This is a genomic window from Gordonia sp. (in: high G+C Gram-positive bacteria) (assembly GCF_047600385.1).
Classification (GTDB): Bacteria; Actinomycetota; Actinomycetes; order Mycobacteriales; family Mycobacteriaceae; genus Gordonia.
The window spans coordinates 1,935,358-1,960,419 of sequence record NZ_JASGKZ010000001.1 but is presented as its reverse complement, the minus strand read 5'-3'; the positions used below and the strand labels follow the sequence as shown (position 1 = coordinate 1,960,419).

General features: G+C 69.4%; 20 protein-coding genes, 1 tRNA gene and 2 pseudogenes. 8 read left to right on the top strand and 15 right to left on the bottom strand.

What is annotated here, in order from left to right:
* Positions 1-9: 9 nt before the first annotated feature.
* Positions 10-363 carry a hypothetical protein gene (locus QM809_RS08670; protein WP_415045379.1) on the bottom strand — a complete coding sequence of 118 codons (354 nt, stop codon included), beginning with the start codon at positions 361-363 and terminating at the stop codon, positions 10-12.
* Positions 364-383: 20 nt separating this feature from the next.
* Here QM809_RS08670 and hisN point away from each other — a divergent pair, with 20 nt between their 5' ends.
* Positions 384-1,211 carry a histidinol-phosphatase gene (gene hisN / locus QM809_RS08665; RefSeq protein WP_415045378.1) on the top strand — a complete coding sequence of 276 codons (828 nt, stop codon included), beginning with the start codon at positions 384-386 and terminating at the stop codon, positions 1,209-1,211.
* 26 nt (positions 1,212-1,237) lie between these two features.
* Here hisN and QM809_RS08660 read toward each other — a convergent pair whose 3' ends face one another.
* Positions 1,238-1,897: an MBL fold metallo-hydrolase gene (locus QM809_RS08660; RefSeq protein ID WP_415045377.1), complete on the bottom strand. Its 660-nt coding sequence runs from the start codon at positions 1,895-1,897 to the stop codon at positions 1,238-1,240.
* A gap of 159 nt (positions 1,898-2,056) precedes the next feature.
* Between QM809_RS08660 and QM809_RS08655 the strand changes: the two genes are divergently transcribed.
* Positions 2,057-3,424 (top strand): acyl-CoA dehydrogenase family protein, encoded by a 1,368-nt coding sequence (locus tag QM809_RS08655; protein WP_415045376.1) that lies wholly within the window; start codon positions 2,057-2,059, stop codon positions 3,422-3,424.
* Positions 3,425-3,455: 31 nt separating this feature from the next.
* Positions 3,456-4,674 (top strand): annotated as a pseudogene (locus QM809_RS08650) (acyl-CoA dehydrogenase family protein).
* Between the two features lie 79 nt (positions 4,675-4,753).
* On the opposite strand, the pseudogene QM809_RS08645 reads toward QM809_RS08650, so the two are convergent.
* The 6 genes and pseudogenes from QM809_RS08645 to QM809_RS08620 form a co-directional block, all read right to left on the bottom strand.
* Positions 4,754-5,597 (bottom strand): annotated as a pseudogene (locus QM809_RS08645) (mycofactocin-coupled SDR family oxidoreductase).
* A gap of 26 nt (positions 5,598-5,623) precedes the next feature.
* Positions 5,624-6,739 (bottom strand): NDMA-dependent alcohol dehydrogenase, encoded by a 1,116-nt coding sequence (locus QM809_RS08640; protein ID WP_415045375.1) that lies wholly within the window; start codon positions 6,737-6,739, stop codon positions 5,624-5,626.
* 38 nt (positions 6,740-6,777) lie between these two features.
* Complete coding sequence (locus tag QM809_RS08635) at positions 6,778-8,277, bottom strand: aldehyde dehydrogenase family protein (protein WP_415045374.1); 1,500 nt, start codon at positions 8,275-8,277, stop codon at positions 6,778-6,780.
* A 389-nt stretch (positions 8,278-8,666) separates the two neighbouring features.
* On the bottom strand, positions 8,667-9,416 hold the full coding sequence (locus QM809_RS08630) for an SDR family NAD(P)-dependent oxidoreductase (protein ID WP_415045373.1): 750 nt from the start codon (positions 9,414-9,416) through the stop codon (positions 8,667-8,669).
* On the bottom strand, positions 9,416-11,377 hold the full coding sequence (locus QM809_RS08625) for a flavin-containing monooxygenase (RefSeq protein WP_415045372.1): 1,962 nt from the start codon (positions 11,375-11,377) through the stop codon (positions 9,416-9,418). Before QM809_RS08625 ends, QM809_RS08630 begins: the two co-directional genes overlap by 1 nt.
* A 19-nt stretch (positions 11,378-11,396) precedes the next feature.
* A complete protein-coding gene (locus QM809_RS08620; RefSeq protein ID WP_415045371.1) occupies positions 11,397-12,980 on the bottom strand; it encodes a class I adenylate-forming enzyme family protein in 1,584 nt (527 codons plus the stop codon).
* 154 nt (positions 12,981-13,134) lie between these two features.
* Between QM809_RS08620 and QM809_RS08615 the strand changes: the two genes are divergently transcribed.
* A complete protein-coding gene (locus QM809_RS08615) occupies positions 13,135-13,827 on the top strand; it encodes a GntR family transcriptional regulator (RefSeq protein ID WP_415045370.1) in 693 nt (230 codons plus the stop codon).
* Here the strand turns inward: QM809_RS08615 and QM809_RS08610 are convergent.
* Positions 13,809-14,786, bottom strand: coding sequence for an alpha/beta hydrolase (locus QM809_RS08610; protein ID WP_415045369.1), 978 nt, complete (start codon positions 14,784-14,786; stop codon positions 13,809-13,811). The genes QM809_RS08615 and QM809_RS08610 overlap by 19 nt on opposite strands.
* A 166-nt stretch (positions 14,787-14,952) precedes the next feature.
* Here QM809_RS08610 and QM809_RS08605 point away from each other — a divergent pair, with 166 nt between their 5' ends.
* On the top strand, positions 14,953-15,246 hold the full coding sequence (locus QM809_RS08605; RefSeq protein WP_415045368.1) for a putative quinol monooxygenase: 294 nt from the start codon (positions 14,953-14,955) through the stop codon (positions 15,244-15,246).
* A 158-nt stretch (positions 15,247-15,404) separates the two neighbouring features.
* Here the strand turns inward: QM809_RS08605 and QM809_RS08600 are convergent, their stop codons facing one another.
* Both QM809_RS08600 and QM809_RS08595 read right to left on the bottom strand, forming a co-directional pair.
* Positions 15,405-16,562 carry a lipase family protein gene (locus QM809_RS08600; RefSeq protein WP_415045367.1) on the bottom strand — a complete coding sequence of 386 codons (1,158 nt, stop codon included), beginning with the start codon at positions 16,560-16,562 and terminating at the stop codon, positions 15,405-15,407.
* A gap of 74 nt (positions 16,563-16,636) precedes the next feature.
* Positions 16,637-18,520, bottom strand: a complete 1,884-nt coding sequence (locus QM809_RS08595; protein WP_415045366.1) for a propionyl-CoA synthetase — start codon at positions 18,518-18,520, stop codon at positions 16,637-16,639.
* A gap of 273 nt (positions 18,521-18,793) precedes the next feature.
* Between QM809_RS08595 and QM809_RS08590 the strand changes: the two genes are divergently transcribed.
* Together QM809_RS08590 and QM809_RS08585 are read left to right on the top strand one after the other, a co-directional pair.
* A complete protein-coding gene (locus QM809_RS08590; protein WP_415045365.1) occupies positions 18,794-19,123 on the top strand; it encodes a transglycosylase family protein in 330 nt (109 codons plus the stop codon).
* A 172-nt stretch (positions 19,124-19,295) separates the two neighbouring features.
* Positions 19,296-20,666 carry an MBL fold metallo-hydrolase RNA specificity domain-containing protein gene (locus tag QM809_RS08585; protein WP_415045364.1) on the top strand — a complete coding sequence of 457 codons (1,371 nt, stop codon included), beginning with the start codon at positions 19,296-19,298 and terminating at the stop codon, positions 20,664-20,666.
* A gap of 15 nt (positions 20,667-20,681) precedes the next feature.
* On the opposite strand, the gene QM809_RS08580 is transcribed toward QM809_RS08585, so the two are convergent.
* Positions 20,682-21,653 (bottom strand): ADP-ribosylglycohydrolase family protein, encoded by a 972-nt coding sequence (locus QM809_RS08580; RefSeq protein ID WP_415045363.1) that lies wholly within the window; start codon positions 21,651-21,653, stop codon positions 20,682-20,684.
* A gap of 218 nt (positions 21,654-21,871) precedes the next feature.
* Here QM809_RS08580 and QM809_RS08575 point away from each other — a divergent pair, with 218 nt between their 5' ends.
* A complete protein-coding gene (locus QM809_RS08575) occupies positions 21,872-22,363 on the top strand; it encodes a ferritin (protein ID WP_415045362.1) in 492 nt (163 codons plus the stop codon).
* Between the two features lie 146 nt (positions 22,364-22,509).
* Here QM809_RS08575 and QM809_RS08570 read toward each other — a convergent pair whose 3' ends face one another.
* The 3 genes from QM809_RS08570 to QM809_RS08560 form a co-directional block, all read right to left on the bottom strand.
* A complete protein-coding gene (locus QM809_RS08570; protein WP_415045361.1) occupies positions 22,510-23,355 on the bottom strand; it encodes an enoyl-CoA hydratase/isomerase family protein in 846 nt (281 codons plus the stop codon).
* Positions 23,289-24,662: a Fic family protein gene (locus QM809_RS08565; protein WP_415045360.1), complete on the bottom strand. Its 1,374-nt coding sequence runs from the start codon at positions 24,660-24,662 to the stop codon at positions 23,289-23,291. Before QM809_RS08565 ends, QM809_RS08570 begins: the two co-directional genes overlap by 67 nt.
* A 313-nt stretch (positions 24,663-24,975) precedes the next feature.
* Positions 24,976-25,052: transfer RNA gene (locus QM809_RS08560), tRNA-Met, on the bottom strand.
* Positions 25,053-25,062: the final 10 nt, after the last annotated feature.

Below are 25,062 nucleotides of genomic sequence, written 5' to 3'. Positions count from 1 at the left end.
CGCGCGGGATCAGGCTCCCACGGTGCCGAACCGCCAGGAGCTCTCCACCTTTCCCGGCTTGTAGTGGACCGGGAGCTCCTGGCCGAGGTACGGCCTGTCCCTGCTCGGATTCAGCACCAGGGTGCCGTACACCTCCACCGGGGCCGCGCCGCCGACCGGGATGATGACACCGGACACGGTGACGTACGACTCCCCGTTCTTGTCCTGCGCCCCGACGTCGCCCACCCCGGTGACGGTGAGGGTTCCGCTCTCGTAACCGCTCGCACCGGTCCCGCGCGTCGCGTTCTTGGAGCGCATGAGGAAGAACGACGCGACGGTCCCGCCGATGAGCAGGATGAACACGATCGAGAGCGCGGTTTCCATGAGGTCTACCCTAGTGTTCCGTGACGCACTCCACCAATGCACGCCCCGCCGATCACGACCCCGCCGACCACGAGTTCGCCGCGGATCTGGCGCTGGCGCTGACGCTGGCCGACGCCGCCGACGCCCTGACGACGGCCCGCTTCGGTGCGATCGACCTGCAGATCGACGACAAGCCCGATCTCACCCCCGTCACCGACGCCGACCTGGCCTGCGAGCGCCTGCTCCGCGACCGCCTGGCCGCCGACCGGCCCGACGACGCGGTGCTCGGCGAGGAGTTCGGCGGCGACGCGGTGCTCTCCGGACGCCAGTGGGTCGTCGACCCGATCGACGGCACCAAGAACTTCGTGCGCGGCGTCCCGGTGTGGGCCACGCTGATCGCCCTGCTGGTCGACGGCGTCCCGGTGGTCGGCGTGGTGAGCGCGCCCGCTCTGCACCGCCGCTGGTGGGCGAGCGCGGGCCGGGGCGCCCACGCCGTCGTCGACGGCGGCGAGCCCCGTCGGATCACGGTCTCCCGGGTGGGGTCGCTGGGGTCGTCGTCGCTGGCCTTCTCCAGTCTCTCCGGCTGGGCCGACCGCGGGATCCGCGAACGCTTCGTCTCGCTGACCGACGCGGTGTGGCGGGTGCGCGGCTACGGCGACTTCTGGAACTACTGCCTGGTGGCCGAGGGCGCGGTGGACGTCGCCGCCGAACCCGAGGTGTCCCTGTGGGATCTGGCCCCGCTCGACGTGCTGGTCCGCGAGGCCGGCGGCCGGTTCACCTCGCTCGACGGCACCCCGGGACCCGCCGGGGGCAGCGCCGTCGCCTCCAACGGACTGGTGCACGACGCCGCCCTGACCGCCCTGCGCTGAACGACGTCGCCCCGCGCTCCCGCGGTTCAGAACTCCCGGGACGCGCCCGGCTCGATCACGGTGAACTCGGTGCCCGCCGGCGCCATCTCGGCGATCCGGCCGTTGTGGATCCCGCGGCCGGCATCGGACTGGATCCCCTGGTGGATCGGGAACGCCACCCGCGGGGCCGCCCCGCGCAGATAGTCGACCGACTCGCTGAGCTTCATCCACGGTGCGGCCGCCGGCAGCGCCAGGACGTCGATCTCCTCGAACGGGAGGTAGAGGCTGTCACCGGGGTGCAGGAACGCCGCCCGCCGGTCCGGCGCGTCCAGGAGGTAGGCGGTGTTGTCGACCACCGGGATCTCCGGGTGGATCACCGCGTGCCGCCCGCCCGTACCGCGGACGGTCACCGCACCGAGCGCGAAGCTCTCGCCGGGCGCGAGCACCGACCACTCCCCCGCGCCGCCCGTCTCGTTCAGTTGTGCGGCCGTCGACGGATCGGCGTACCGCACGGCATCGGGGTTGGCCGCGATCAGCGCGGGCAGTCTCGCGACATCGGCGTGATCGGGATGCTGATGGGTGATCAGGACGGCATCGAGCCCGGTCAGCGCCTCGAAACCGGCGGACAGATTCCCCGGGTCGAAGAGGATCCGCGCACCGGCGAGTTCGACGAGGACGCAGGAATGGCCGAACGAGGTGACGATCATGCACCTCAGCGTATCCATCCGCCGCCGACCCGGCGCACCGAACGCACCCCGGGGGCTCGACAGGTTCCTTACCGCAGAGTAAGGTTCTTTCTTACTGCGGAGTAAGAACATTCGGAGACGCTCCGCCCTTTCCGGTTCCACATCGAGAGAATGCAGGCCATGACCGAGAAGACCTCCAGCAAAGACAGCACCTCAGTCGGCGCACAGCAGCACAAGCGCAGCCCCATCGGCACGGCGATGCGCGTGCTCACCGCCGTCACCGGCTCGGAGTTCGCCGAGAAGTACGGGCTGCGCGATCCGCTCAACCGCGTCGCCTACGAAGCCACCAAGACCGGCTTCAAGAGCCTCGGTGCCGCGAACCGCGCCTTCACCCAGAAGTCCGGCGGCGGCGCCCCGCAGCGCCCGGCCGTGACCCCGAAGGGCTACTTCAACCTCAACCCGGACGACGAGCAGGCGATGATCGCCGAGACCGTCCGCGATTTCGCGACCGAGATCCTGCGCCCGGCCGCCTACGACGCCGACAACGCCGCCGCCGCGCCCGAGGAGATCCTGGGCCGCTCCGCCGAGCTCGGCATCACCATGATCAACGTCCCCGAGGCGTTCGACGGCGCCGCCTCCGACCGCGGCGTGGTGACCAACGCGCTGGTCGCCGAGGCGATGGCCTACGGCGACATGGGACTGGCCGTCCCGCTGCTGGCCCCGAGCGGTGTGGCCACCACCCTGACCAACTTCGGCAGCGACGCCCAGCAGCAGACCTACCTGCCCGACTTCGCCGGCGAGTCGGTGCCCGCCTCCGCCGTCGTCGTCGCCGAGCCGTGGCCGCTGTTCGACGCCTTCGATCTGCGCACCAAGGCCACCCGGGTGCCCAGCGGCTACCGCCTGGAGGGCGTCAAGTCGTTCGTCCCGAACGCCGGCTCCGCAGAGCTCTTCCTGGTCGGCGCCATGCTCGACGGCCGCCCCGCGCTGTTCATCGTCGAGTCCGACTCCGAGGGCCTGTCGATCGAGGCCGATCCCGGCATGGGCCTGCGGGCCGCGGGCATGGGCCGCCTGATCCTCGACAAGGTCTCGGTGCCGGCGCACGCGATCCTGGGCGGCGAGGAGGGCGATCCCGCGGTCGCCGCCTACACCGACGTCGTGCGGCTGTCCCGGCTGGGCTGGTCGGCCCTGGCCGCAGGCACCGCCAAGGCCGTGCTCGACTACGTGGTCCCCTACGTCAACGAGCGCGAGGCCTTCGGCGAGCCCATCTCCAACCGTCAGGCGGTGGCCTTCATGGTCGCCACCATCGCCACCGAGGTCGACTCGATCCGCCTGGTGACCCTGCGGGGCGCCTCGCGCGCCGAGCAGGGCCTCTCCTTCGCCCGCGAGGCCGCGCTCGCCCGCAAGCTGACCATCGACAAGGGCCTGCAGATCGGCCTGGACGGCATCCAGCTGCTCGGCGGCCACGGCTTCACCAAGGAGCACCCGGTGGAGCGCTGGTACCGCGATCTGCGCGGTGCGGGCATCGGCGAGGGCGTCGTCGTCCTCTGAGGACGACGACCAGATCTAGAGAGGACTTCCGATGGCAATCAACCTCGAACTCCCCGGCAAGTTCGCCGCCAACATCGACCAGGCCAAGCAGGCCGCGCTGCAGGTGTTCCGGCCGATCTCCCGCAAGTACGACCTCGCCGAGCACGAGTACCCGATCGAGCTCGACACCCTGGCCGCGCTGTACGACGGCCTGGCCGACGCCGGCGCCGCCGGTGCGGGTGCCGCGGGCGGCCGCGGTGACGAGAAGAAGGAACGCCCCGAGGGCTTCGTCGCCAACGGCGGCAACATGTCGGCGATCCTGAACTCGCTCTGGGCGTCGTACGGCGACGTCGGCCTCATGCTCACCATCCCCTACCAGGGCCTGGGCAACTCGGCGATCGCCGCGGTCTCCACCGACGAGCAGCTCGCGCGCTTCGGCAAGGTGTGGGCCGCCATGGCGATCACCGAGCCGAGCTTCGGCTCGGACTCGGCCGCGGTGACCACCACCGCGCAGCTCGACGGCGACGAGTACGTGATCAACGGCGAGAAGATCTTCGTGACCGCCGGTTCGCGGGCCACCCACATCGTGGTGTGGGCATCGGTGGACCGCAGCCTCGGCCGCGCCGCGATCAAGAGCTTCGTGGTGCCTCGCGAGCACCCGGGCGTGACCGTCGAGCGACTCGAGGAGAAGCTCGGCATCCGGGCCAGCGACACCGCGGTGATCCGCTTCGAGAACTGCCGCATCCCCAAGGACAACCTCCTCGGCTCGCCCGAGGTGGACGTCCAGAAGGGCTTCGGCGGCGTGATGCAGACCTTCGACAACACCCGCCCGCTGGTGGCCGCGATGGCCGTCGGCGTCGGCCGGGCCTCGCTGGAGGAGCTGCGGAGCCTGCTCGAAGAGGCCGGTCTGGAGATCGACTACGACCGTCCCGTCGCCGATCAGCCGGCCGCCGTCGCCGAGTTCATCCGCCTCGAGTCGGACTGGGAGGCCGGCTACCTGCACACCCTGCGGGCCGGCTGGATGGCCGACAACAAGATGCCGAACTCGCTCGAAGGCCTCGATGAGCAAGGCCAAGGCCGGACGCACCGGCACCGACGTGACCAACAAGGCCGTCGAACTGGCCGCCACCTACGGCTACTCCGAGCGGTCGCTGTTGGAGAAGTGGGCCCGCGACTCGAAGATCCTGGACATCTTCGAGGGCACCCAGCAGATCCAGCAGCTGATCATCGCGCGCCGCGTGCTCGGCAAGTCCAGCGCCGAGCTCAAGTGATCCGCTGAGCGACGACGACGCCCCGCCCTCTCGCGACGAGAGGGCGGGGCGTCGTGCATCGCCGTCGAGAGCGGTCCGCTCAGAAGCGGCCGCCGGCGTCGACGATCTGCTTGGTGCCGGTCACGTACCTGGCGTCGTCGCTCGCCAGGTACAGCACCGTGTTCGCGATGTCGACCGGTTCGAGCATCGGCACGTCCATCGGCAGCTTCACCAGGGTCTTGGCCGCCTCGTAGAAGTCCTCCCGCGTCGGCGCCTCCGAATGCCTCCAGATCGGGGCGGAACGCGTCGAACGTCGGCTGGTTCAGCAGCAGTTCGGTCTGCACCATCGTCGGGTGCACCGTGTTGACCCGGATGCCGTGCGGCGCGAGTTCGGTGGACAGCGACTGCATGAACCCGACCAGTCCGGCCTTGCACGCGGAGTAGTGCGCGATGTTGCCGTTGCCGATCTCCGAGGCCAGCGAGCTGATGATCACCACCGAGCCGCCGTCGCCGGTCTCGATGATCGCGGGCACCGCGGCCCGGACCGTCTTGAAGACCCCGGTCAGGTTGATGTCGACCGTGGTCTGCCAGACCTCTTCGCTCATCTCCACCACCGGCACCAGCGTGTGGATGCCTGCGTTGGCGACGACGATGTCGAGCCGACCGAGTTCGGCGACGCCGTCGGCCACGGCCGCGGTCAGCGCGGCCAGATCGCGGACGTCGGCCGTCCGGGCGACGATCCGCCGGCCCAGCGCCTCGACCAGGCGGACGGTCTCGGCCATGTCGCCGGGCCGGGCCGTCGGATAGGGCACCGTCTCCACCTGGTCGACGATGTCGACCGCGATGACGTCCGCGCCCTCCTGCGCCAGTCGTACCGCGTGCGCGCGGCCCAGGCCGCGGGCGGCGCCGGTGATGAACGCGACCTTGCCGTCGAGTCTTCCCATCGAATCGTTCCTCTCGTCTTCCCGGCTCAGTGCTCGTGGACGATGACGCCGCGGATGTTCTTGCCCGCGAGGAGGTCGTCGTAGCCCTGATTGACCTCTTCGAGGGTGTACGTGCGGGTGATGAGCTCGTCGAGTATCAGGTCGCCCGCGTCGTACATCCCGAGGAGCCGGTTGATGTCGGTCATCGGGTTGCAGTCGCCGAAGTTGGTGCCCTTGATCGTCTTCTTGTAGAGCGTCATGATCGCGCCGGGCACGTGCACGCTGCGTTCGGCGAGCGTGTTCTGGCCGACGATGACGATGGTCGAGCCCTTGCCGGTGGCGTCGAAGGCCTCGTCGATCAGTTCCTCGGTGACCAGACCGGCGGTCAGGATCGCGTGGTGGGCGCCGTTGCCGTTGGTGTCGGCCTTGGCGACGTCGGCGGCCTCGGCCATCGTCGCGAAGGCGTGGGTGGCGCCCATCTTCTTCGCGAAGTCCCGCTTGTTCTCCAGCGGGTCGACGGCGATGAGGTTCTTGGCGCCGGCCATCCGCGCGCCCTGGACGGCGTTGGAGCCGATGCCGCCGATGCCTGCGACGATCACGGTGTCGCCGGGCCGGACGTTCGCGGCGTTGACCGCCGCACCCCAGCCGGTGGGGACGCCGCACCCGACCAGGACGGCCTTGTCCATCGGCAGGTGCTCGGCGATCTTCACCACGGACTTCTCCGAGACGGTGCCGTACTGGGAGAAGGTGCCGAGCATGCACATGGTGCCGATGTCCTCGCCGCCCTTGCCCTGCAGCGGGAAGCGGCCGTCGGGCAGGTAGCCCTCCAGGATCGTCGCCCCCATGTCGCACATCGGCTGCTGACCGGTGGAACACCAGTGACAGGTGCCGCAGCTGGGGATGAACGAGCACACGATGTGGTCGCCGACGGCCACCCGGGTGACCCCGGGCCCGACCTCTTCGATGACGCCCGCGCCCTCGTGGCCCATGACCATCGGGAGTCGGGCCGGCAGATCGCCGTGCTGGATGTGGACGTCGGAGTGGCACATGCCCGCGTAGAGGAAGCGGACGAGCACCTGACCGGGGCCGGGTGCGACGACCTCGAGCTCCTCGATCTCCATGGGCTTGCCGACCTCGCGGACGACTGCGGCTTTGGTCTTCATGAGATTCTCCTGATGAGTGGGGTGACGGAGCGGTCCGGTCAGAGCTTGACGAAGACCGACTTCTCCTCGGTGAAGTGCTGGTACCAGTCGGGGCCGAACTCGCGGCCGAGACCGGACTCCTTGAATCCGCCGAACGGCATGGTCGGGTCGAGCTGCAGGTAGGTGTTGATCCACACGGTGCCGGCCTGGATCTGCCGGGCGACGGTGTGCGCGCGGGAGATGTCCCGGGTCCAGACCGCCGCCGCCAGCCCGTAGGTGGTGTCGTTGCCCTGCAGCACCGCGTCGTACTCGTCGCTGAACGGGATCACCGAGACCACCGGTCCGAAGATCTCCTCCTGGGCGATCCGCATGGAGTTCTCCACCCCGTCGAACACGGTCGGCTTCACGAAGTAGCCCGGGCGGTCGACGGTCTCGCCGCCGGCCTTGGCGACGGCGCCCTCGCCCTTGCCCACCTCGAAGTAGCTCTGGACGCGGTCGAACTGGGCCTTGTTCGCCAGCGGACCCATCGTGGTCGCCGGATCGAGCGGGTCGCCGACGGTCAGCGACTCGGCGGCGCCGGTGAGGGCCTCGACCACCTCGTCCTTCACGTCGCGCTGGACGAACAGCCGGGTGCCGGCCACGCACACCTGACCGGAGATGGTCGCGAATCCGGCGAGCGAGTTCGCCACGGCGGCGTCCATGTCGGCGTCGGGGAAGATGATGTTCGGCGACTTGCCGCCCAGCTCGAGGGTGACCCGCTTGAGGTTGGTGTTCGCCGCGGCGTGCAGGATCCCCCGACCGGTGCCGACCGACCCGGTGAAGGTGAGCTTGTCGATCCCGTAGTGGTCGGCCATCGGCTGACCCACCTCCGGGCCGAACCCGGTGAGCAGGTTGAACACGCCGGGCGGGAAGCCCGCCTCGGTGATCAGCTCGCCCAGGCGGATCGCGGTGAGCGGGGTGCTCTCGGCGGGTTTGAGGATCATCGTGTTGCCCGCGGCCAGCGCGGGGCCGATCTTCCAGCTCGCCGCGGTGACCGGGGCGTTCCACGGGATGATCGCGCCGACCACGCCCAGCGGCTGACGCAGGATGTAGTTGAAGTTGCCCGGCGCGCTGGGGGCGGTGGATCCGAAGACCTGCTGGACCGCACCGGCGTAGTAGTAGATCGATTCGATCGCCACCTGCATGAACGCCTGCGCGGTGCCGATCGTCATGCCGTTGTCGAGGGTCTCCAGCTCGGCGAGCTCGGCGACGTTCTCCTCCATCAGACCGGCGAGGTTGCGGAGCAGCCGGGCCCGCTCGTTCGGCGCCATCTGCGACCACGGGCCGGACTCGAACGCCGCCCGCGCCGCGGTCACCGCGGCCTCGACGTCCTCGGGACCGGCCTGGGACACCGACGCCAGCACCTGCTCGGTGGTCGGGTTGACGGTGTCGAAGGTCTTCCCGGACTCGGCGGCGACCCATTCGCCGCCGATCAGCAGCGTCTCCGGCTTCCGTGCGTCGAGCCAGGCCTGGACCTTCGGATTGCGCGCCTGGTTCGGCGCGGCGGTCGTGGTGGTCATGGGGTTCTCCTCGGTTCCTTCTGCGCCCGCGGGCGCGGTGGGTACTGCTGGTGGATTCCGGTGATCGACCACCGGAGTGATGAGCGTCACCATTGATGGTATCTAGTATACGAATTATTGGCGAGTGTTTGTCCGAAACTCTTTTCGACGAGCGCTTCCCTCGTCGGTCAGCACACTTCCTTCGTCGGTCAGCACACTTCCTTCGCTGGTCAGCACACTTCCTTCGCTGGTCGGCGCACTTCCTTCGCTGGTCGAGCGGAGTCGAGACCACCGGCCTGAGCACCGAAGAGATCTCGACTCCGCTCGATCACCGAAGAACGCCGAACCATCGAAGAACGCTCGACCATCGAGAACGCTCGATCACCGGGAATCACTCGTCCGGATGCAGGTCAGGCGCCCACGGTGATCTCCTGGCCGGTCAGATTCCGGCTCTCCGACGAGGCGAGGAACAGGATCACGTCGGCCACCTCGTCCGGGCTGCCGTCGCGGGCGAAGCGACGCTTGGCCCGGTAGGAGTCCACGTACTCCGGATCGACGCCGGCGGTCAGCCGCTCGTTCCAGATCAGGCCCGGCAGCACCGCGTTGGCGCGGATCCCGTGCGCGGCCCCCTCCGCGGCGAGCGCATGCGTCAGCCCCAGGACCCCGCCCTTGGCCGACGCGTACGACACCTCGCCGAACGGCGCCGGATCACGGGCCGCCAGCGACGAGATGTTGACGATCGACGGCGCCGACGACTCCAGCAGCAGCGGCCAGGCCTCCCGGGCGTGCAGGAAGTGCGAGGTCAGCGACGCCCCGAGCACCTGCCGCCAGATCTCCGTCGGCGTCTGGGCGAACGGCGCCAGCCGATTCAGACCGACGCTGTTGACCAGCACGTCCAGCGCGCCGAACCGGTCCCGCAGCGACGCGAAGAACCGTCGTACCTGCTCCTCGTCGCCGGCGTCGACCGCCTCGGCCAGGATCCGGTCGGCGCCGTACTCCTCGGACACCTCCGCGGTGAACCGTTCCAGGCGCCGGGCGCTGACGTCGGAGAAGGCCACCGACGCGCCCTCGGCGAGGAGACGACGCACCACCTCCCCGCCGATGCCCGCACCGGCCGCGGCGTTCACGACCGCGATGCGGCCCTCGAATCGTGCACTCATCACGCGTTCACCGTCGCTTCGCTCGTCGAGAACTCGTATTCGGCCGGATCGGCGTCACGGGTCATCCGCCACCAGTCGACCACGCGCCACGGATTGGCCACGAGGACGCGGCCGCGCGAGTTCCGGTAGTAGGTGTCGAAGCCCGGGTGGCGCCAGATCATGTGCTCGTGGGCGGCGTCGACGTCGTCGTTGTACCTCTGTGCGACCTCCGGTCTCACCTCGACCGACGTGGCGCCGCGCGCGAACATCCGGCCGAGCAGGCTCATCGTGTACCGCATCTGGCATTCCAGGTAGTAGATGAGGCTGCCCCCGTGCCCCGCCTGCGTGTTGGGTCCGTAGAGGCAGAACACGTTGGGGAAGTCCGGGACCGTGGTGCCCAGGTACGCGTCGGCGTCGTCGGCGCCCCAGATCTCCTTGAGCGTCCGGCCGGACCGGCCGGTCAGCTCGAACGACGACAGGAAGTTCACGACGTCGAACCCGGTCGCGTAGACGATCACGTCCACCTCGTGGACCCGGCCGTCGGCGGTGACGATGCCCTCCGGCACGATCTCGGTGATCGCCTCGCTCACCAGCTCGACGTCGTCGCGGCGCAGGGTCCGGTACCAGCCGTTGTCGAGCAGGATGCGTTTGCCGAACGGCGGATAGTCCGGGACCACCTTCGCGATCAGATCGTCGCGGCCCGCCAGCTCCGACTCGATGTAGCGGGTGAAGAACCGGCGGTGGCCGTCGTTCGCCGCGTTGATCGAACGGTCCTGGTGCGGCCACTCCGGATCCACCTGCAGCGCCGAGAAGAGGGTGTCGTTGAGGACCCAGGCCAGGCGCTGCCGGTACCAGGCGCGGTACAGCGGCACCTCGCGGAGCAGGAAGCGCACCGGGTCGGGCACCGGGGTGCGGAACTTCTCGAAGGGGGCCACCCAGTGCGCCGAGCGCTGGAACACGGTCAGCGAGACGACCTCCGGTGCGATGGACGGGACGATCTGCATGGCCGAGGCGCCGTTGCCGATCACCGCGACCCGCTTGCCCGCGACGTCGAAGTCGGCGTCCCACAGCGACGTGTGCACGGTCTCGCCGGCGAAGGCGTCCCTCCCCGGGATGTTCGGGAACTTCGGGTTGCCGAACGCGCCGACCGCGCTGATGAGGATGTTCGCCGAGAGCTCCTCCTCCGCCCCGTCCGGACCGACGACGGTCGCGCGCCACAGCTGGGCGGCGGAGTCCCAGCGCGCGGCCCGCACCGTGGTGCCGAAGCGCGTGCACGAGGCGATGTCCCAGTCCTCGCCGACCTTCTGCAGGTAGTCGTGCAGCTCGTCGCGGGTGGCGTAGTAGTACGGCCAGTCCGAGGCGGCCGCCGCGAACTGGTAGAGGTGGCTGGGCACGTCGACGCCGCACCCCGGGTAGCGGTTGTGCCACCAGGTGCCGCCGAGCTGTTCGCCCCGCTCGACGACGACGGTCTCCACCCCCGCCTTGCGCAGGTCGTGCGCGGCCAGCATGCCGGAGATGCCCGCACCGATCACCAGCGCGGAGAACCCCTCGGGCGCCGCGGGCACGGCCTTCAGCCACGCCGGGTCGCCGCCGAGCGCGTTCATGTCGTCGGCGATCATCGGACCGTACTCGTCGGGCACCGGCTCGCCGATCGCCACCTGCAGCATCCGTCGGTAGAGCTCCTCGTCGGGCTCGTCGATCGCGACGGGGGTGCCGGCGTGCCAGGCGATGATCGCGTCCGCCGCGGCGGCGCGCACCTCGTCCTGGATCTCCTCGGGGAGCCCGCCGGTGTCGTTCTCGCTCAGCCCCTTGCCACGGGCGGGCCGGTAGGGCTCCTCCAGCCAGGCCAGGTCGCCGGTGAGCTGCACCAGCACCATCAGCAGCGTCGGGACGTTGGCGTCACCGATCGCATCGCGGACGATCGCGGCGAAGTCCCCGGCCGCGGCACCGGCCCCGGCGATCTTCTCTGTCTCCGTCGTCATGTCTCCCTCTCCCCCGCGCTCAGCCGTTGACCAGGCGGTCGCGGCCCTGCCAGTAGCGCGCCTTGACGTCGCGCCGGACGATCTTGCCGGTGCCGGTCTTCGGCAGCCCGTCGACGAACTCGACGCTGCGCGGACGCTTGTACGGGGCGATCCGGTCCAGGCAGGCCTGCTCGATGTCGGCTTCGGTCACCTCGGCGCCCGGGCGCAGGGAGACCACGGCGTGCACGGTCTCGCCCCAGCGCGCATCGGGGATCCCGACCACGGCCACCTCGTCGACGCCCTCGACGGTGTAGATCGCGTTCTCCACCTCGGTCGGATAGACGTTGAAACCGCCGGAGACGATCATGTCCTTCTTGCGGTCGACGACGTGCAGGAAGCCCTCGCGCAGCACCCCCACGTCGCCGGTGGCGATCCAGCCGCCGGGCAGGACGGTCGCGGCCGTCTCCTCCGGGAGGTTCCAGTAGCCGGACATCGCCGCGTCGCCGCGGACCTGGATCTCGCCGGGTTCGCCGGGCGCCGCGGGACCGTCGTCGCCCATCAGCCGGTACTCGACGAACGGACCGGGCCGACCGGCCGAGGCGAGGCGGCCGGGCTCGGGCCCCTCCGGGTCGAAGACGTGGTCCTGCTTGGTCAGATAGGTGTTGAACGGCATCTCGGTGAGGCCGTACGACTGCAGGAACACCGCGCCCAGCAGACGGTAGGCGCGCGCCAGCCGGTCCGGTGCGATCGGCGAACCGCCGTAGACGACGGTGTGCACGCACGACAGGTCGAGGTCGGACGCCTCCAGCACCGGCAGGATCATGTTGATCATGGTCGGGACCAGCGGCAGCACGGTCGCGCGGTGCTCGGCGACGATCTCCGCGTACCGCTCGGCCTCGAACTCGGTCACCGGGATGTGGCTGGCGCCGCGCAGGAAGTAGGCCATCATCGCGTAGCCGCTGAGGTGGGTGATCGGCGCGACGTGGACCAGGACGTCCGACGTCGAGGCGCCCGGCAGCTCCACCAGCATGTTGCGCAGGACCGAGAGCAGGCTGCGATGGGTGTGCATGACGCCCTTGGGCCGACCGCTGGTGCCGGAGGTGTACGGCAGCCAGACCAGATCCTCCGGGCCGATCTCCACCTCCGGGGCCGGGGCGGCGGCGTAGAGGTCGGCGAACGGGGTCACGCGCGGGTCGTCGTACGCGTCGAACGCGACGACCGGGCCGTCGAATCCACCGAGTTCGGGGATCAGGCCGGCGAGCCGTTCCGCGTCGCCGGCGATCATCCGGGCGCCGCAGTCCTCGGCGATCTGCACGACCTCGCGCGGATGCAGCCGGTAGCTGAGTGCGGCGCGGACGTAGCCGCCCAGGGCGAGAGCGTGATCCAGGATCATGCCCTCGGCCCGGTTGGCGGACAGGACGACGACGCGGTCGCCCTTGGCGAGCCCACGCGCCTGCAGACCGGCGACCAGTCGGTGCGCGCGGTCGCCGAGCTCGTCGTAGGTGATGACGGCGCCGTCGAGCTCGACGATCGCCGGCAGTCCCGCGTACTCCCGGTAGCCCCGCCGAAAGACGCTCGCGACGGTCGGGCCGACGGCGGTGGGACCGGCAGTGGACTCGGTCATGTGCCCTCCAAGTAGTTTTGTATACGATATACAAAACATGAACCTACACCGGAGTGGTCCACGCCACAAGACCTCCGGCGAAACACCGCTCCACGACGGCGTCTCCCCGGTCGACCGGCTACAGTATCCAGATCGACGAAGTGGGGAAATCGACATGCGCCACCAGGTGAATCTGCCCAGCAGCTTGCAACAGGTCGCCGCCGACGAGATCCGCCGCCGGATCTTCGCCCGGGAACTGGCCCCCGGAGCCCGCATCGAACAGGAGTCGCTCGCCGAGGAGATCGGCATGAGCAAGATCCCCGTCCGCGAAGCCATCTCCGCGCTGGTCACCGAGGGCCTGGTGGAGATGTTCCCGCGGCGCGGCGCCTTCGTCGTGGAGATGACCAAACAGGACATCGAGGACCACTACTGGATGCTGGCGCACATCTCCGCGCACGCGGCCGCCCGCGCCGCCGAGACCATCGCCGACGAGACCCTCGACCGGCTCGACGAGAACATCGCGGCCATGGAGGCGGCGACCGACGAGGCCGAACGCAGCCGACTGTCCACCGGATTCCACGCCACCGTCAACCAGGCCGCCGGTTCGCGTCGGATGAACAGCGTCCTGCGAATGCTCGGCAGCCCGGTGCCCCTGGACTTCTACGAGACCCGCACCGAATGCCATGCCGAACAGGATCACCGGGCGATCCTCGACGCGCTCCGGGCGCGCGACCCCGAACGGACCCGCGCCGCGATGGAGAACCACTTCATCGTCGGCGCCGTCGCCGCGATCAAGGCGCTCGAAGACGCCGGCTTCTGGGAGACGACCGAGACCCCGGCCGGGAACCGTCAGAGCCGCCGCAGGTAGCGGACCCGCTCCTCGATCGACCGGCGCGCCGCGGTGACGTCCGGGGCGATCCACTCGTAGGTGTGCGGAACGCCGGAGACCACGCGCAGTTCGCAGGACACCCCGGCGCCGAGCAGTCGTGACGCGTAGGCGATCGCCTCGTCTCGGAAGACGTCGATCTCGCCGACCTCGATGTAGGCCGGCGGCAGATCCGTCATGTCCACGCAGCGACCCGGCGCCGAGGCGGGTGCGACCGCCGCACCCCCGACCCGCTCCCCCAGCAGCGCGCCCCATCCGGTCGCGTTGTCGTCGTACGTCCAGACCGCGTGGCGCCCGAGATGCTCGTCGGGGCCGGTCGTGCGGTCGTCGAGCATGGGATAGATCAGGACCTGCCGGGCGATCGACGGCCCGCCGCGCTCCCGCGCGAGGAGCGTGACGCCCGCCGCGAGTCCACCGCCCGCACTCTCCCCGAGCACGCCGATGCGGCCGGGGTCGATGCCCAGTTCCACCGCCGAGTCGGCCATCGCGACCAGCGCCGCATAGCAGTCCTCCAGCGGGAGGGGATCCGGATTCTCCGGCGCCAGCCGATAGTCGACGGCGAGCACCGGCACCCCGGAGAGCTCGGCGTACAGCGCGATCTCGCGGTCGACGTCGTCCACCGCGCCCAGGATCATCCCGCCGCCGTGCAGGAACAGCACCGCGGGCCCCGCCCCGCCGCCCGATGCGGAAGTCGCCGTCGTCGGCGCCGGGCGATACCAGACCGCGCCGAGTTCGGTGCCGTCCGCGGCGCGCACGGGCCACGGCTCACGCCGCACCCCGGCGCGTTCGGGGAGTTTCCGGTCGAGCCTGCGCATCAGTGCGGTCACGAGTTCCCGCCGGGTCGCCCAGTCGCCGACCGCGAGCGGAGCACTCCGCCCGAGGGCCCGCATCAGGCCGCCCGCGGCGGCGTCGAACTCGGGGTCCAGCGCGAAACCAGTCACGCGCCAGATCGTATACGATCCGCCCCGCAGAGGAGATCTGTGCCGTCTGCCGATCACACTGTGACGTGAATCTCGTAAAACCGCCCGTCAGGAATCAGCAAACGTATACGGTATACCTACGCACCGAGCGCAGAAGATCCCCGAGAGACGACATGGAGACGAGAAGATGACCTGTCAGGCAGTACTGGCGATCACCGCCAAAGAAGGCAAGTACGACGAGCTGCGCGAGTGGCTGGTGAAGATCCTTCCCGACACCCGAGGCTTCCAGGGCTGCGTGTCCGTCGAGTTCTACCGGAACCAGGACGACCCGCAGGACCTGGTGATCCTGGAGAAGTGGAACTCCCGCGCCGACTACGAGGCCTACCTCGCCTGGCGCACCGAGGAGGGCATCCTCGGAGAACTCGGCGAGTTCATCGACGGCGAACTCACCGTCCGCTACTTCGATCCGATGGGCGTCTGACCCGCCCCGAATCCGCCACAGAGGGTCGGCAGCCGATTGTGGCGGCTGCCGACCCTCCGACACGGAAGTGTATCGGCCGTTCCCCGGCCGCAGCACGGTGCCCCGCCGCCCACCCGGGCGGCGGGGCACCGTCGTCGGCGCTCGTCGTCAGCGCGGAGTCATCGGCTCTCGAGCCAGAGCCGGTGGGCCCACCGCGCCGACTGCTCCTGCGCCTCCGCGCCGATCACGTGCCCGTCGAGCGACCGGTGGTAGTCGACCACGGTCCCCGCGGCCCGCACCTGCGCGACGTACAACTCGGTCAACGGACCGAACGCCGTCACGTCGGCCATGCCCTGGTGGATCAGCACCGGTCGGCGCAGCCCCGTCGTCGGCACCACCTGCGCCTCGCGGATCGCCGCCATCAGCGGCCCCTGAGCGAGCGGCGCGGCGAGCACGGAGCCGACGCTCAGCCCCTGGGTCCGGGTGTTCATCTCCCGGTAGCAGTACGACGACACCTCGCGCTGGAGTCGTCTGCCGGTCGGCGTCAGGTACCTCGCCACGTCCAGATCGGGTCGGGAGACCGAGATCCCGCGCAGGACGTACATCAGATAGGTCACGTAGTCGGGCACCGGGATCGGCGGCACCGCCGGGCCGAGCAACGACAGATAGCGGTCGATGTGCACCGGCGGCGCCACCGCGGTGGTCCCCAGCAGTCTCAACTCGGGCGCGTACGACGCCGCCATGGTCCCGGCGGACAACGATGCGTGGCCGCCCTGCGAACCGCCCGACGTCGCATAGCGGGAGTCGATCCGGACGCCGATGCGCGACCCCAGCTGCCGGAGCGCCCGGACCGCGTCGATCATGTTGGCGCCGGCCGCCTTCACGTTCAGATACGGATGCGCGCCGGACTCGCCCAGACCGGCGTACTCGGTCGCGACCAGCGCGAATCCCTGCCGCAGCCAGGGCCCGTAGTACGGCCGGAACGATTCGCCGTCGCTCCGCAACGTCCGGGCGAGGGTGCAACTCCGCCCCACGCCCTGCGTACCGTGCCCGAGCGAGGCCACCGGATGGCCGCTCTTCGGCGCCTCACCCGACGGCAGCCACGCCGTCGCACGCACCGGCGTCGTGCCCGTCGCCCCGCGCGAGAGATAGGTCAGGGAGTAGACGGCCGAGGAGCCCGGCATCGCGAACGACGACGCCGTGACCTTCGCGTAGGAGAGCAGCGTGCCCGCCTTCGAGGCCTGCGCGGCGTGCGCCGCGCCGGGCACCGGGCTCGCCGTCAGCGCCAACAGCCCCGCCATCACCGCGACGCCCAGACGCCACACCCGTCTCTCCATTTAACTCACTCCTCATCAGTCACACCCTTAGGCGAGGCTAACTCATCGGAGAGGAACGGGGAAGGGAGAGTGACTCAGCCCTTCGGACCGAGCTGTTCGGCCAGCACCGCGATCACGGCCGGATCCTCGATGGTCGACGGCACCACGTACTCATCGCCGTCGACGATCTGCCGCATCGTCTTGCGCAGGATCTTGCCCGACCGGGTCTTCGGCAGCGCCTGCACCACGGTCACGTCGCGGAAGGTGGCGACCGCGCCGATCTCGTCGCGCACCCGCTTCACCAGCTCGGCGCGCAGGTCGGCGTCGGCGATCTCCACACCCGCCTTGAGCACCACGTAGCCGCTGGGCCGCTGGCCTTTGAGGTCGTCCTTGATGCCGACCACCGCGCACTCGGCGACGGCCGGATGCCCGGCGATCACGGCCTCGATGCTGCCGGTGGAGAGCCGGTGCCCGGCCACGTTGATCACGTCGTCGGAGCGGCCGAGCACGAAGACGTACCCGTCGTCGTCGACGTACCCCGAATCACCGGTGAGGTAGTAGCCCGGGAACGCGTTCAGATACGACGACCGGTAACGCTCCTCGTTCCGCCACAGTCCGGCGAGCGTGCCGGGCGGCAACGGCAGGCGCACGACGATGTTGCCCTCGGCCCCCGCGGGCACCGCCGCACCCTCGCCGTCGACCACCTCGACGTTGTATCCGGGCACCGGGACCGACGGGGATCCCGCCTTGATCTCCATCGCCTCCAGGCCGCGGAGGTTGGCGACGATCGACCAGCCGGTCTCGGTCTGCCACCAGTGGTCGACGACGGGCACGCCGAGCTTCTCCCCGGCCCAGAAGAAGGTGTCCGGGTCGAGTCGCTCACCGGCGGTGAACAGGGTGGTGAAGCTCGACATGTCGTAGTCGGCCAGCAGCGCCGCCTCCGGGTCCGCCTTGCGGATGGCCCGGATCGCGGTCGGCGCGGTGAACAGCGCCTTGGCGCGATGCTCGGAGATCACCCGCCAGAAGGCTCCCGCATCGGGGGTGCCGACCGGCTTGCCCTCGTACACGATCGTGGTGGCGCCGACCAGCAGCGGGGCGTACACGATGTACGAGTGCCCCACCACCCAGCCGACGTCGGACGCGCTCCACCAGACGTCGCCGGGGTCGATGTCGTAGATGTTCTTCATCGACCAGGTCAGCGCGACGGCGTGGCCGCCGTTGTCGCGCACCACCCCTTTCGGGGTGCCGGTGGTGCCCGAGGTGTAGAGGATGTACAGCGGATCGGTCGCCGCGACCTCGACCGGCGCGGCGGGCTCCGCCTCGGCGACGGCCTCGTCCCAGTCGATCCAACCGTGGTCGGCGGCGCTGCCGGCGACCTGCTCACGATTCTTGACGATGACCGTCGACGGCGCCGACGACGCGAGTTCCAGTGCGGCCGAGACCATCGGCAGGTACTCGACGGTGCGCCCGGGCTCCAGTCCGCCGGAAGCGGTGACGACGGCGACCGGTTCGGCGTCGTCGATGCGGACCGCGAGTTCGGGGGCGGCGAATCCGCCGAACACCACCGAGTGCACCGCACCGATCCGCGCGCAGGCCAGCATCGCGATGGCGGCCTCGGGGATCATCGGCATGTAGACGATCACCCGGTCGCCCTTGGCGACGCCCTGCGCGGCGAGCACCCCGGCGAACGCGGCGACCTCGTCGAGCAGTTGCGCGTAACTGTAGGTGCGCTGCTGCCCGGTCATCGCCGAGTCCCAGATCAGGGCCGGCTGATCGCCGCGCCCGGCCGCGACGTGGCGGTCGAGTGCGTTGACCGAGGTGTTCAGGGTGGCTCCGGGGAACCACCGGTAGATCGGCGGATCGGTGTCGTCCAGGGCCCGGTCCGGTGGTGTGATCCAGTCGACGCCCTCGGCGGCGTCGAGCCAGAAGCCCTCCGGATCGTCGTTGCTCCGCGTGAATTGGTCCTGATATGCGCCCACGGCCTCACGCTAACCCCGGCTGAGAAAGTGTGTGAGGTCACTTTCTCAATGTGGGATACATCACATTTAGCCCTCGAGTTGTAACGGAATGATTACGACGGAATCTCGGTGATGACCTGCTCGAACACCCGGGTACGCCCTCCCACGCCGACGGCGGGTAAGTGATTTGCACCACATTTGACGGCGTGACCTCGGGGTTTCCACCCCGTACCGTCAACGGCGGTCCGAAATCGCCCCGGGATCTTCCGGGCGAGACATAGGAGGAAACGACCAATGAGCATCACCAAGCTCGCCACTCGCGCCGTGATCGTCGGCGCCGCGACGATCGCCCCGATGAGCGCCATGGCCGCGACCGCTTCTGCCGCTCCCGGCCACAACTGGGACGCCGTCGCACAGTGCGAGTCGGGCGGCAACTGGTCCACCAACACCGGCAACGGCTACTACGGCGGTCTGCAGTTCTCGCTGCCGACCTGGCAGGCCAACGGCGGCAGCGGCATGCCGCACCACAACAGCCGCGGTGAGCAGATCCGCGTCGCGGAGAACACCCTCGCCTCGCAGGGCGTCGGCGCATGGCCGAGCTGCGGCGGGCTGCTGTACTCCTGAGTCGTCACACATCGCGCGACATCCGTCGCCGGCGCTCGTGAGGGATGTGCGCCGTCGAGGATCCTGCACGACGGGGCCGGTCATCATGACCGGCCCCGTCGTCGTCTCTCCCCCTGCTCTGCTCTGACTCCTCTGCTCTGACTCTTCTGCGGCCTCCACTAGGGTCGACTTCATGGCCGGACTCACTCTGACCTCATTCGGCGGCGCGGGCACCGTGACCGGTTCCAAGCACCTGCTGCAGTCGCCCGCCCAGACGCTGATGGTCGACTGCGGACTGTTCCAGGGCATCAAGAATCTGCGCGAGGCCAACTGGCGGCCGCTGCCGATCCCCGGTGATCGCGTCGACGCCGTCGTCCTGACGCACGCGCACCTCGATCACACCGGCTATCTTCCGCGTCTGGTCCGCGACGGTTTCTCCGGTGCCGTGCACTGCACGCCCGCGACCCGGGCCGTCGCCGAGATCATCCTCCGCGACAGCGCCCACCTCCAGGAACGCGACGCCGACTTCGTGAACCGGAAGAAGGCCACCCGGCACAGTCCGGCGCTGCCCCTCTACGACGACGGCGACGTCACCCGCGCCCTCGCACGCTTCGAGGTCCACCCGCCGCACACCCCGTTCTCCCCGCTGCCCGGGGTCGAGGCGACCTTCCGGAGCGCCGGCCACATCCTGGGCGCGGCCACCGTGACCGTCGACTGGCACGGCCGGACCGTCGCCTTCACCGGTGATCTGGGCAGGTACGACGACCCCCTGATGTTCGATCCCGAGCCGATCGAGCGCGCCGACGTCCTGGTGACCGAATCCACCTACGGCGACCGGCTGCGCAATGCGACCCCGGCGATCGAGGCGCTGGAACGGGTGGTCACCGAGGGCATCGCCCGCGGCGGCACCGTGTTGATCCCGGCGTTCGCCGTCGGACGCACGCAGCTGATCCTCTACCACCTGTGGCAGCTGCGCCGCGCGGGCCGGATCCCGCGGGTGCCGATCTTCGTCGACTCGCCGATGGCGATCAACGCCGGCGAACTGCTGCGCGATTTCCCCGACGACCACCGGCTGGATCCCGCCCTGACCGACGAGATGTTCGCCGTCGCGAAATACACGCGCGACCCTGCGGAGTCCAAGGAGATCTCGGCCGACCGCTCCCCCAAGATCGTGCTGTCGGCGAGCGGCATGGCCACCGGCGGACGGATCCTGCACCACCTCGCGGCGTTCGCCTCCGATCCGCGCACCACCATCGTGCTGGCCGGCTACCAGTCGGTCGGCACGCGCGGACGTTCCCTGGCCGACGGCGCGCGCTTCCTCAAGCTGTACGGCGAGTGGGTGCCGGTCAACGCCCACGTCGAAGACCTGCACATGTTCTCCGCCCACGCCGACGGCGACGAACTGATCCGCTGGATGTCCGGCTTCACCCGGCCGCCCGAGCACGGTTTCGTCGTGCACGGCGAACCGCAGGCCGCCGAGTCGTTACGGCTGCGGATGCGCCGCGAGTTCGGCTGGGACGCGACCGTGTCGGTGCCGAATCGGGTCTATTCGATCGGCGGATAGCGTCGGGCCACCGGATCAGGAGCCGAGGCCGGTCGCCCGTTCGGCCAGTGCCGTCAGTTCCTCACCGGTGAGTCCCGGGTAGCCGTGCACGACGTCCCGCCACTCGACGGGCACCGCGGCGGCGCCCCAGCGGGCGCCCAGGAGCGCTCCCGCGATCGCCGCGACCGTGTCGGTGTCGTCGCCGATCGCGATGGCCGTCCACAACGCGTCGGCCAGGTGCCGCTCCGGCTGCTCGTCCGGGACCGGGGTCGCGACGATCGCCGCCCACGCCGCCTGGAACGCCGGGACCACGTAGCCGTTCGGCGCGAACCGGCCGGGCGCGGAGTGCTCGGCCTCGTCGATGCGCGCCGACCAGAACCCGGCGGCCTCCTCGTCGAAACGGGTCAGGCCGCTCCGCACGTCGAAGCGCCCGTCCAGGATCGCCGTCCGGATCGCCAGCGACCACAGCACGCACGCCTCCCGTGCCCGGCGGTCGCAGTGTGTCAACGCACCGACCGCGACCGCCGCCTCGGCGACCGCGGACGGAGCGTCCAGATGCGGCAGGGCGACGGCGACGGTCCGCATCAGGGAGCCGTTGCCACCGGTACGCCCGGTCTCCGCGTGCAGCAGCGCGGCCTCGTTCGTCATGGACTCGGCGGTCGGATCGGCGCCGGCGCGCCGGAGGACCAGACCGGTCTGCACCCCGATGTCGTCCGGGCCGGAGTCGAACCAGTCGCGGAAGTGCCGGGCGACCAGGTCGAGCGCCGCGGGAGTCCGCAGATCCCCGAACGTCGCCGCCGCGTCGGCCACGGCCCACGCCATCGTCGTGTCGTCGGTCCACTCTCCCGGCGCGAAACCCCCGAGGCCGCCGCCGATCATCCTCGGCCCCTCCGGTCCGAGCGGCGCGGACCCGAACTCGTAGCCGGCGCCGAGCGCGTCACCGGTCGCCTGGCCCAGGAGTGCGCCCCGGACGCGATCGAGCTGCGGGGCGGTGAGATTCGTCGTCATGCCGTCAGAAGGTAGTCGAGGGTACCGACGGATCTCGCCGGAACACCGGTTCCGCCACCGCCGATCCCGTTATTCCCCACGGTTTCGGAAATTCCCTCCAGGACTGCACAGGGCACCCTCACTTAGGCTAGGATTAGCACATCACCGCAGTTCAGAGCGGGTTTAGGTAAGACATAACTTGCTAGCGCACAGGGAGAAACATGGATAATCTCGTCAGCATGAAGATGAATGAGGAACTCGAAAACGCTTTCAACAAGCAGATCACCCTGGAATTCGAGTCGTCCATGCTGTACCGCCAGCTGGCCATCGAATTCGATCTCAAAGACCTTCCCGGCATCGCCGGCTGGATGAAGAACCACGCCGCCGAGGAGCTCACCCACGCCGATCGCCTGATCGAGCACCTGACCGATCGCGACAACCACCCGGTGATCGGCGACATCCGAATGCCGGCGATCAAGATCAACACCGTCGCGGAGGCCTTCGAGGTCGCGCTCGAGGCCGAGGAGAAGGTCTCGGAGTCGATCCGCAACCTCTACCGCCTCGGCGTGGAGACCGGCGACGTCGACTCCCGGCCGACCATCGACTGGTTCATCGCCGAGCAGATCGAGGAGGAGGCCACCGTGCGCGGCGTCCTCGGTCGTGCGAAGCTGATCAACGAGGACGGCCCCGGACTCCTGCGTCTCGACGACGAGCTGTCCGGCAACGCCTGATCGCACCCGATTCTCTCGCAGCCCTCGAGAGCGAAGGACCCCGGTTCCGTACCGGGGTCCTTCGTGCATCCGAGGGCGACTACGCGTCCTCTGGCGGACACGGCCGAACGACGACGACGCCACCCGCACCAGAACCGAGTGCCGGATCAGACCTGGTCGACGCGGGTGCCGTCCCGCCACGCGGGATCGTCGCCGATCAGCGGTGAGCCGCCGGTCCGCGCCAGATCCTCGTGGAAGGCGCGGTGCACGTCCGCGGCGGCACGCACGGATCCGGCGGAGACGAACCCGGCGAGTTCCCGGTCCAGTCCGAGCGACAGCGGCCAGCGGGCGGCGAAGTACAGCGATCTCTTGGCCTCGGCGATCGCCGACGGCGCGCGGTTCGCCAGACGCGCCGCGGTCTCCTGTGCGGCGGCCAGCACGCCGCCCGGCGGAGTGAGCCGGGTGACGATGCCCAGTTCGTACGCCTCCCGTGCCGAGATCGAGGCGCCTTCGAGGACGTGCTCCATCGCGCGGCCGAAGCCGATGATCGCCGGCAGCCGTTGTGTCCCGCCGCCGCCCGGGATGAGTCCGGCGAGGGTCTCGATCTGCCCCATCCGCACGTGGTCGGCATCCTCGGCGTAGCGCAGGTCGCAGGCCAGCGCGATCTCCTGGCCGCCACCGGTGGTGGGACCGTTGATCGCGGCGAGATAGACCGCACCGGACCGGTTCATGCGCAGGGTCGTCCGCTTCCAGCGGGCGCCCCAGGCCACCGCCGACGTCGTGGGACCGAGCCGTTCCAGCACTCCGATCACGCCGGGGATCCGGTTCAGCCGCGCCTGCACCGCCAGCATCGGCGCGAGCAGCCCGCCCGGAACGTGCGGGAGCCCGGTGATCGGGGCGAGGGCGTCCGGGTCCGCGTGCGTCAGGAAGCTCCGCCCCGTCCCGGTCAGCACCACGGCTCCCACACTCGGATCGCGGTCCACGGCGGCGGTGAGCGCATCCAGATCACGCACCAGCTCGATCGTGACGAAGTGGTGCGGGGGCTGCGCGAACCGCGCGGTGAGCACCCGCCCCTCCTGGGTCGGTGTGAGCGTGGCGAGTTCGGTGTCGACAGCGCGTGTGCGGCCACCCATGTGATCCTCCTGCAGTAGTTGTCCGACGTTCCCGCACCGGCGAGAACTACTCCGTGTCCGGTTCGAGGAGCCCCACCCCGCTCGCGGCGAGTCGGAAGCGCAGCGGCTTCTTCGTCACCGTCTCGACGACCCCGGCATCCACGAGGTGTTGCAATCGCGGGCGGACGAACTGGGTGGAACGACCCACCGCGGCGGCCAGAGTGCCCAGTCTGACGGCGCCGTTCGCATCGAAGTGGTGGGCCTGGCCCAGGGTGAACAGGATCGCGGCGACAGCGGTGCGATCGACCGACGGCGCCGACTCCGCGTCGAGTCCCACGTTCCGGGGAAACCGTTCGTCTTCCACGAGAACACGGATCCGCTCCTTCGAGCATCTCGATCTTCTTCCGAAGACCGGCCAGGTCGACGAACAACCGGTGCTGTGCCTCGGCGATGATCTCCATCATGTCGATCAGGTAGGGAGTCAGATCTCCGCGATTCAACGGGTTCTCCGCGTTCGCGAACGCCCGGTAGTAGCGGTCCTTGTTGTCCGCCACGGTCGCGGACAACGCCAAGCTCGCATACGGGGCCAGCACCTGGCGCAGGTCCAGCGCGAGCAGGTAACGACCGGTCCGGCCGTTGCCGTCGTAGAACGGATGCGTGTACTCGAAGATGAAGTGCGCGACCACCGCCCTGATCAGCCTGGGGATCGAGTCGTCGCGCCCCTGGCTCAGCATGAGAGTCAGTGCGTCGTCGATCGCCGACTCGGGCATCACGCCGGTGTGAACGACCCTCGTCCCCGATTCGATCGACACCGGTCCTCGCCGGAACCGTCGCCCGTCGGGTGAGTCCTCCTCGCCGATCTCGCCCCGAGTCACCGCGTCGTACACGGCTCGCACATCATCGAGCGTCTGCGGACTCTCCGCTTCGTCGTCGCCGATGTCGAGGTAGAGGCGCACCATCTCCGTGAACCGACTGTTCGCCTCGACCCGTTCCGACCGCACCGCCTTGATCGCCTCGCGGATCTCCTTCCTGGTCGAACGGACCTGTTCGATCTCATTCGTCGCCTGAATCTCGTCGATCACCATGCGATTCAGATAGTGGTGGCGGGCGCTGCCGGGCAGTTGCTCCCACTCGGCTCGGATCTTCGGTTCCAGGCTCATGATCCGTTCGATCAAGACTGCGACTTCCGGAGTCATCAGCGCGAACATCGAGTGCTCACCGATCAGCAGATCCCAGTGGACGGCCGCGGGCGACTCTCGCCGACTCCGTTCCTCGGCATCGGCGCCGGCCTGATCTCGCTGGTGGAAGATCGACTTCAACGTCCTGTACGACATCTGATCCGCCCCGCCTCCACATCAAGTATCAGCTTATTTCATCCGATTATTTCATGCAGAAGCGACTACAGATCAAATATCAGCACAGAACAAGAACGTGATTCCGCTCCGGGAACGAGACTCGCCACGATGCAGACCCCACATACGACGAAGGTCCCGCCGGTGAAACCGGCGGGACCTTCGTACCTGGTAGCGGGGGCAGGATTTGAACCTACGACCTCTGGGTTATGAGCCCAGCGAGCTACCGAGCTGCTCCACCCCGCGTTGCAAGAAT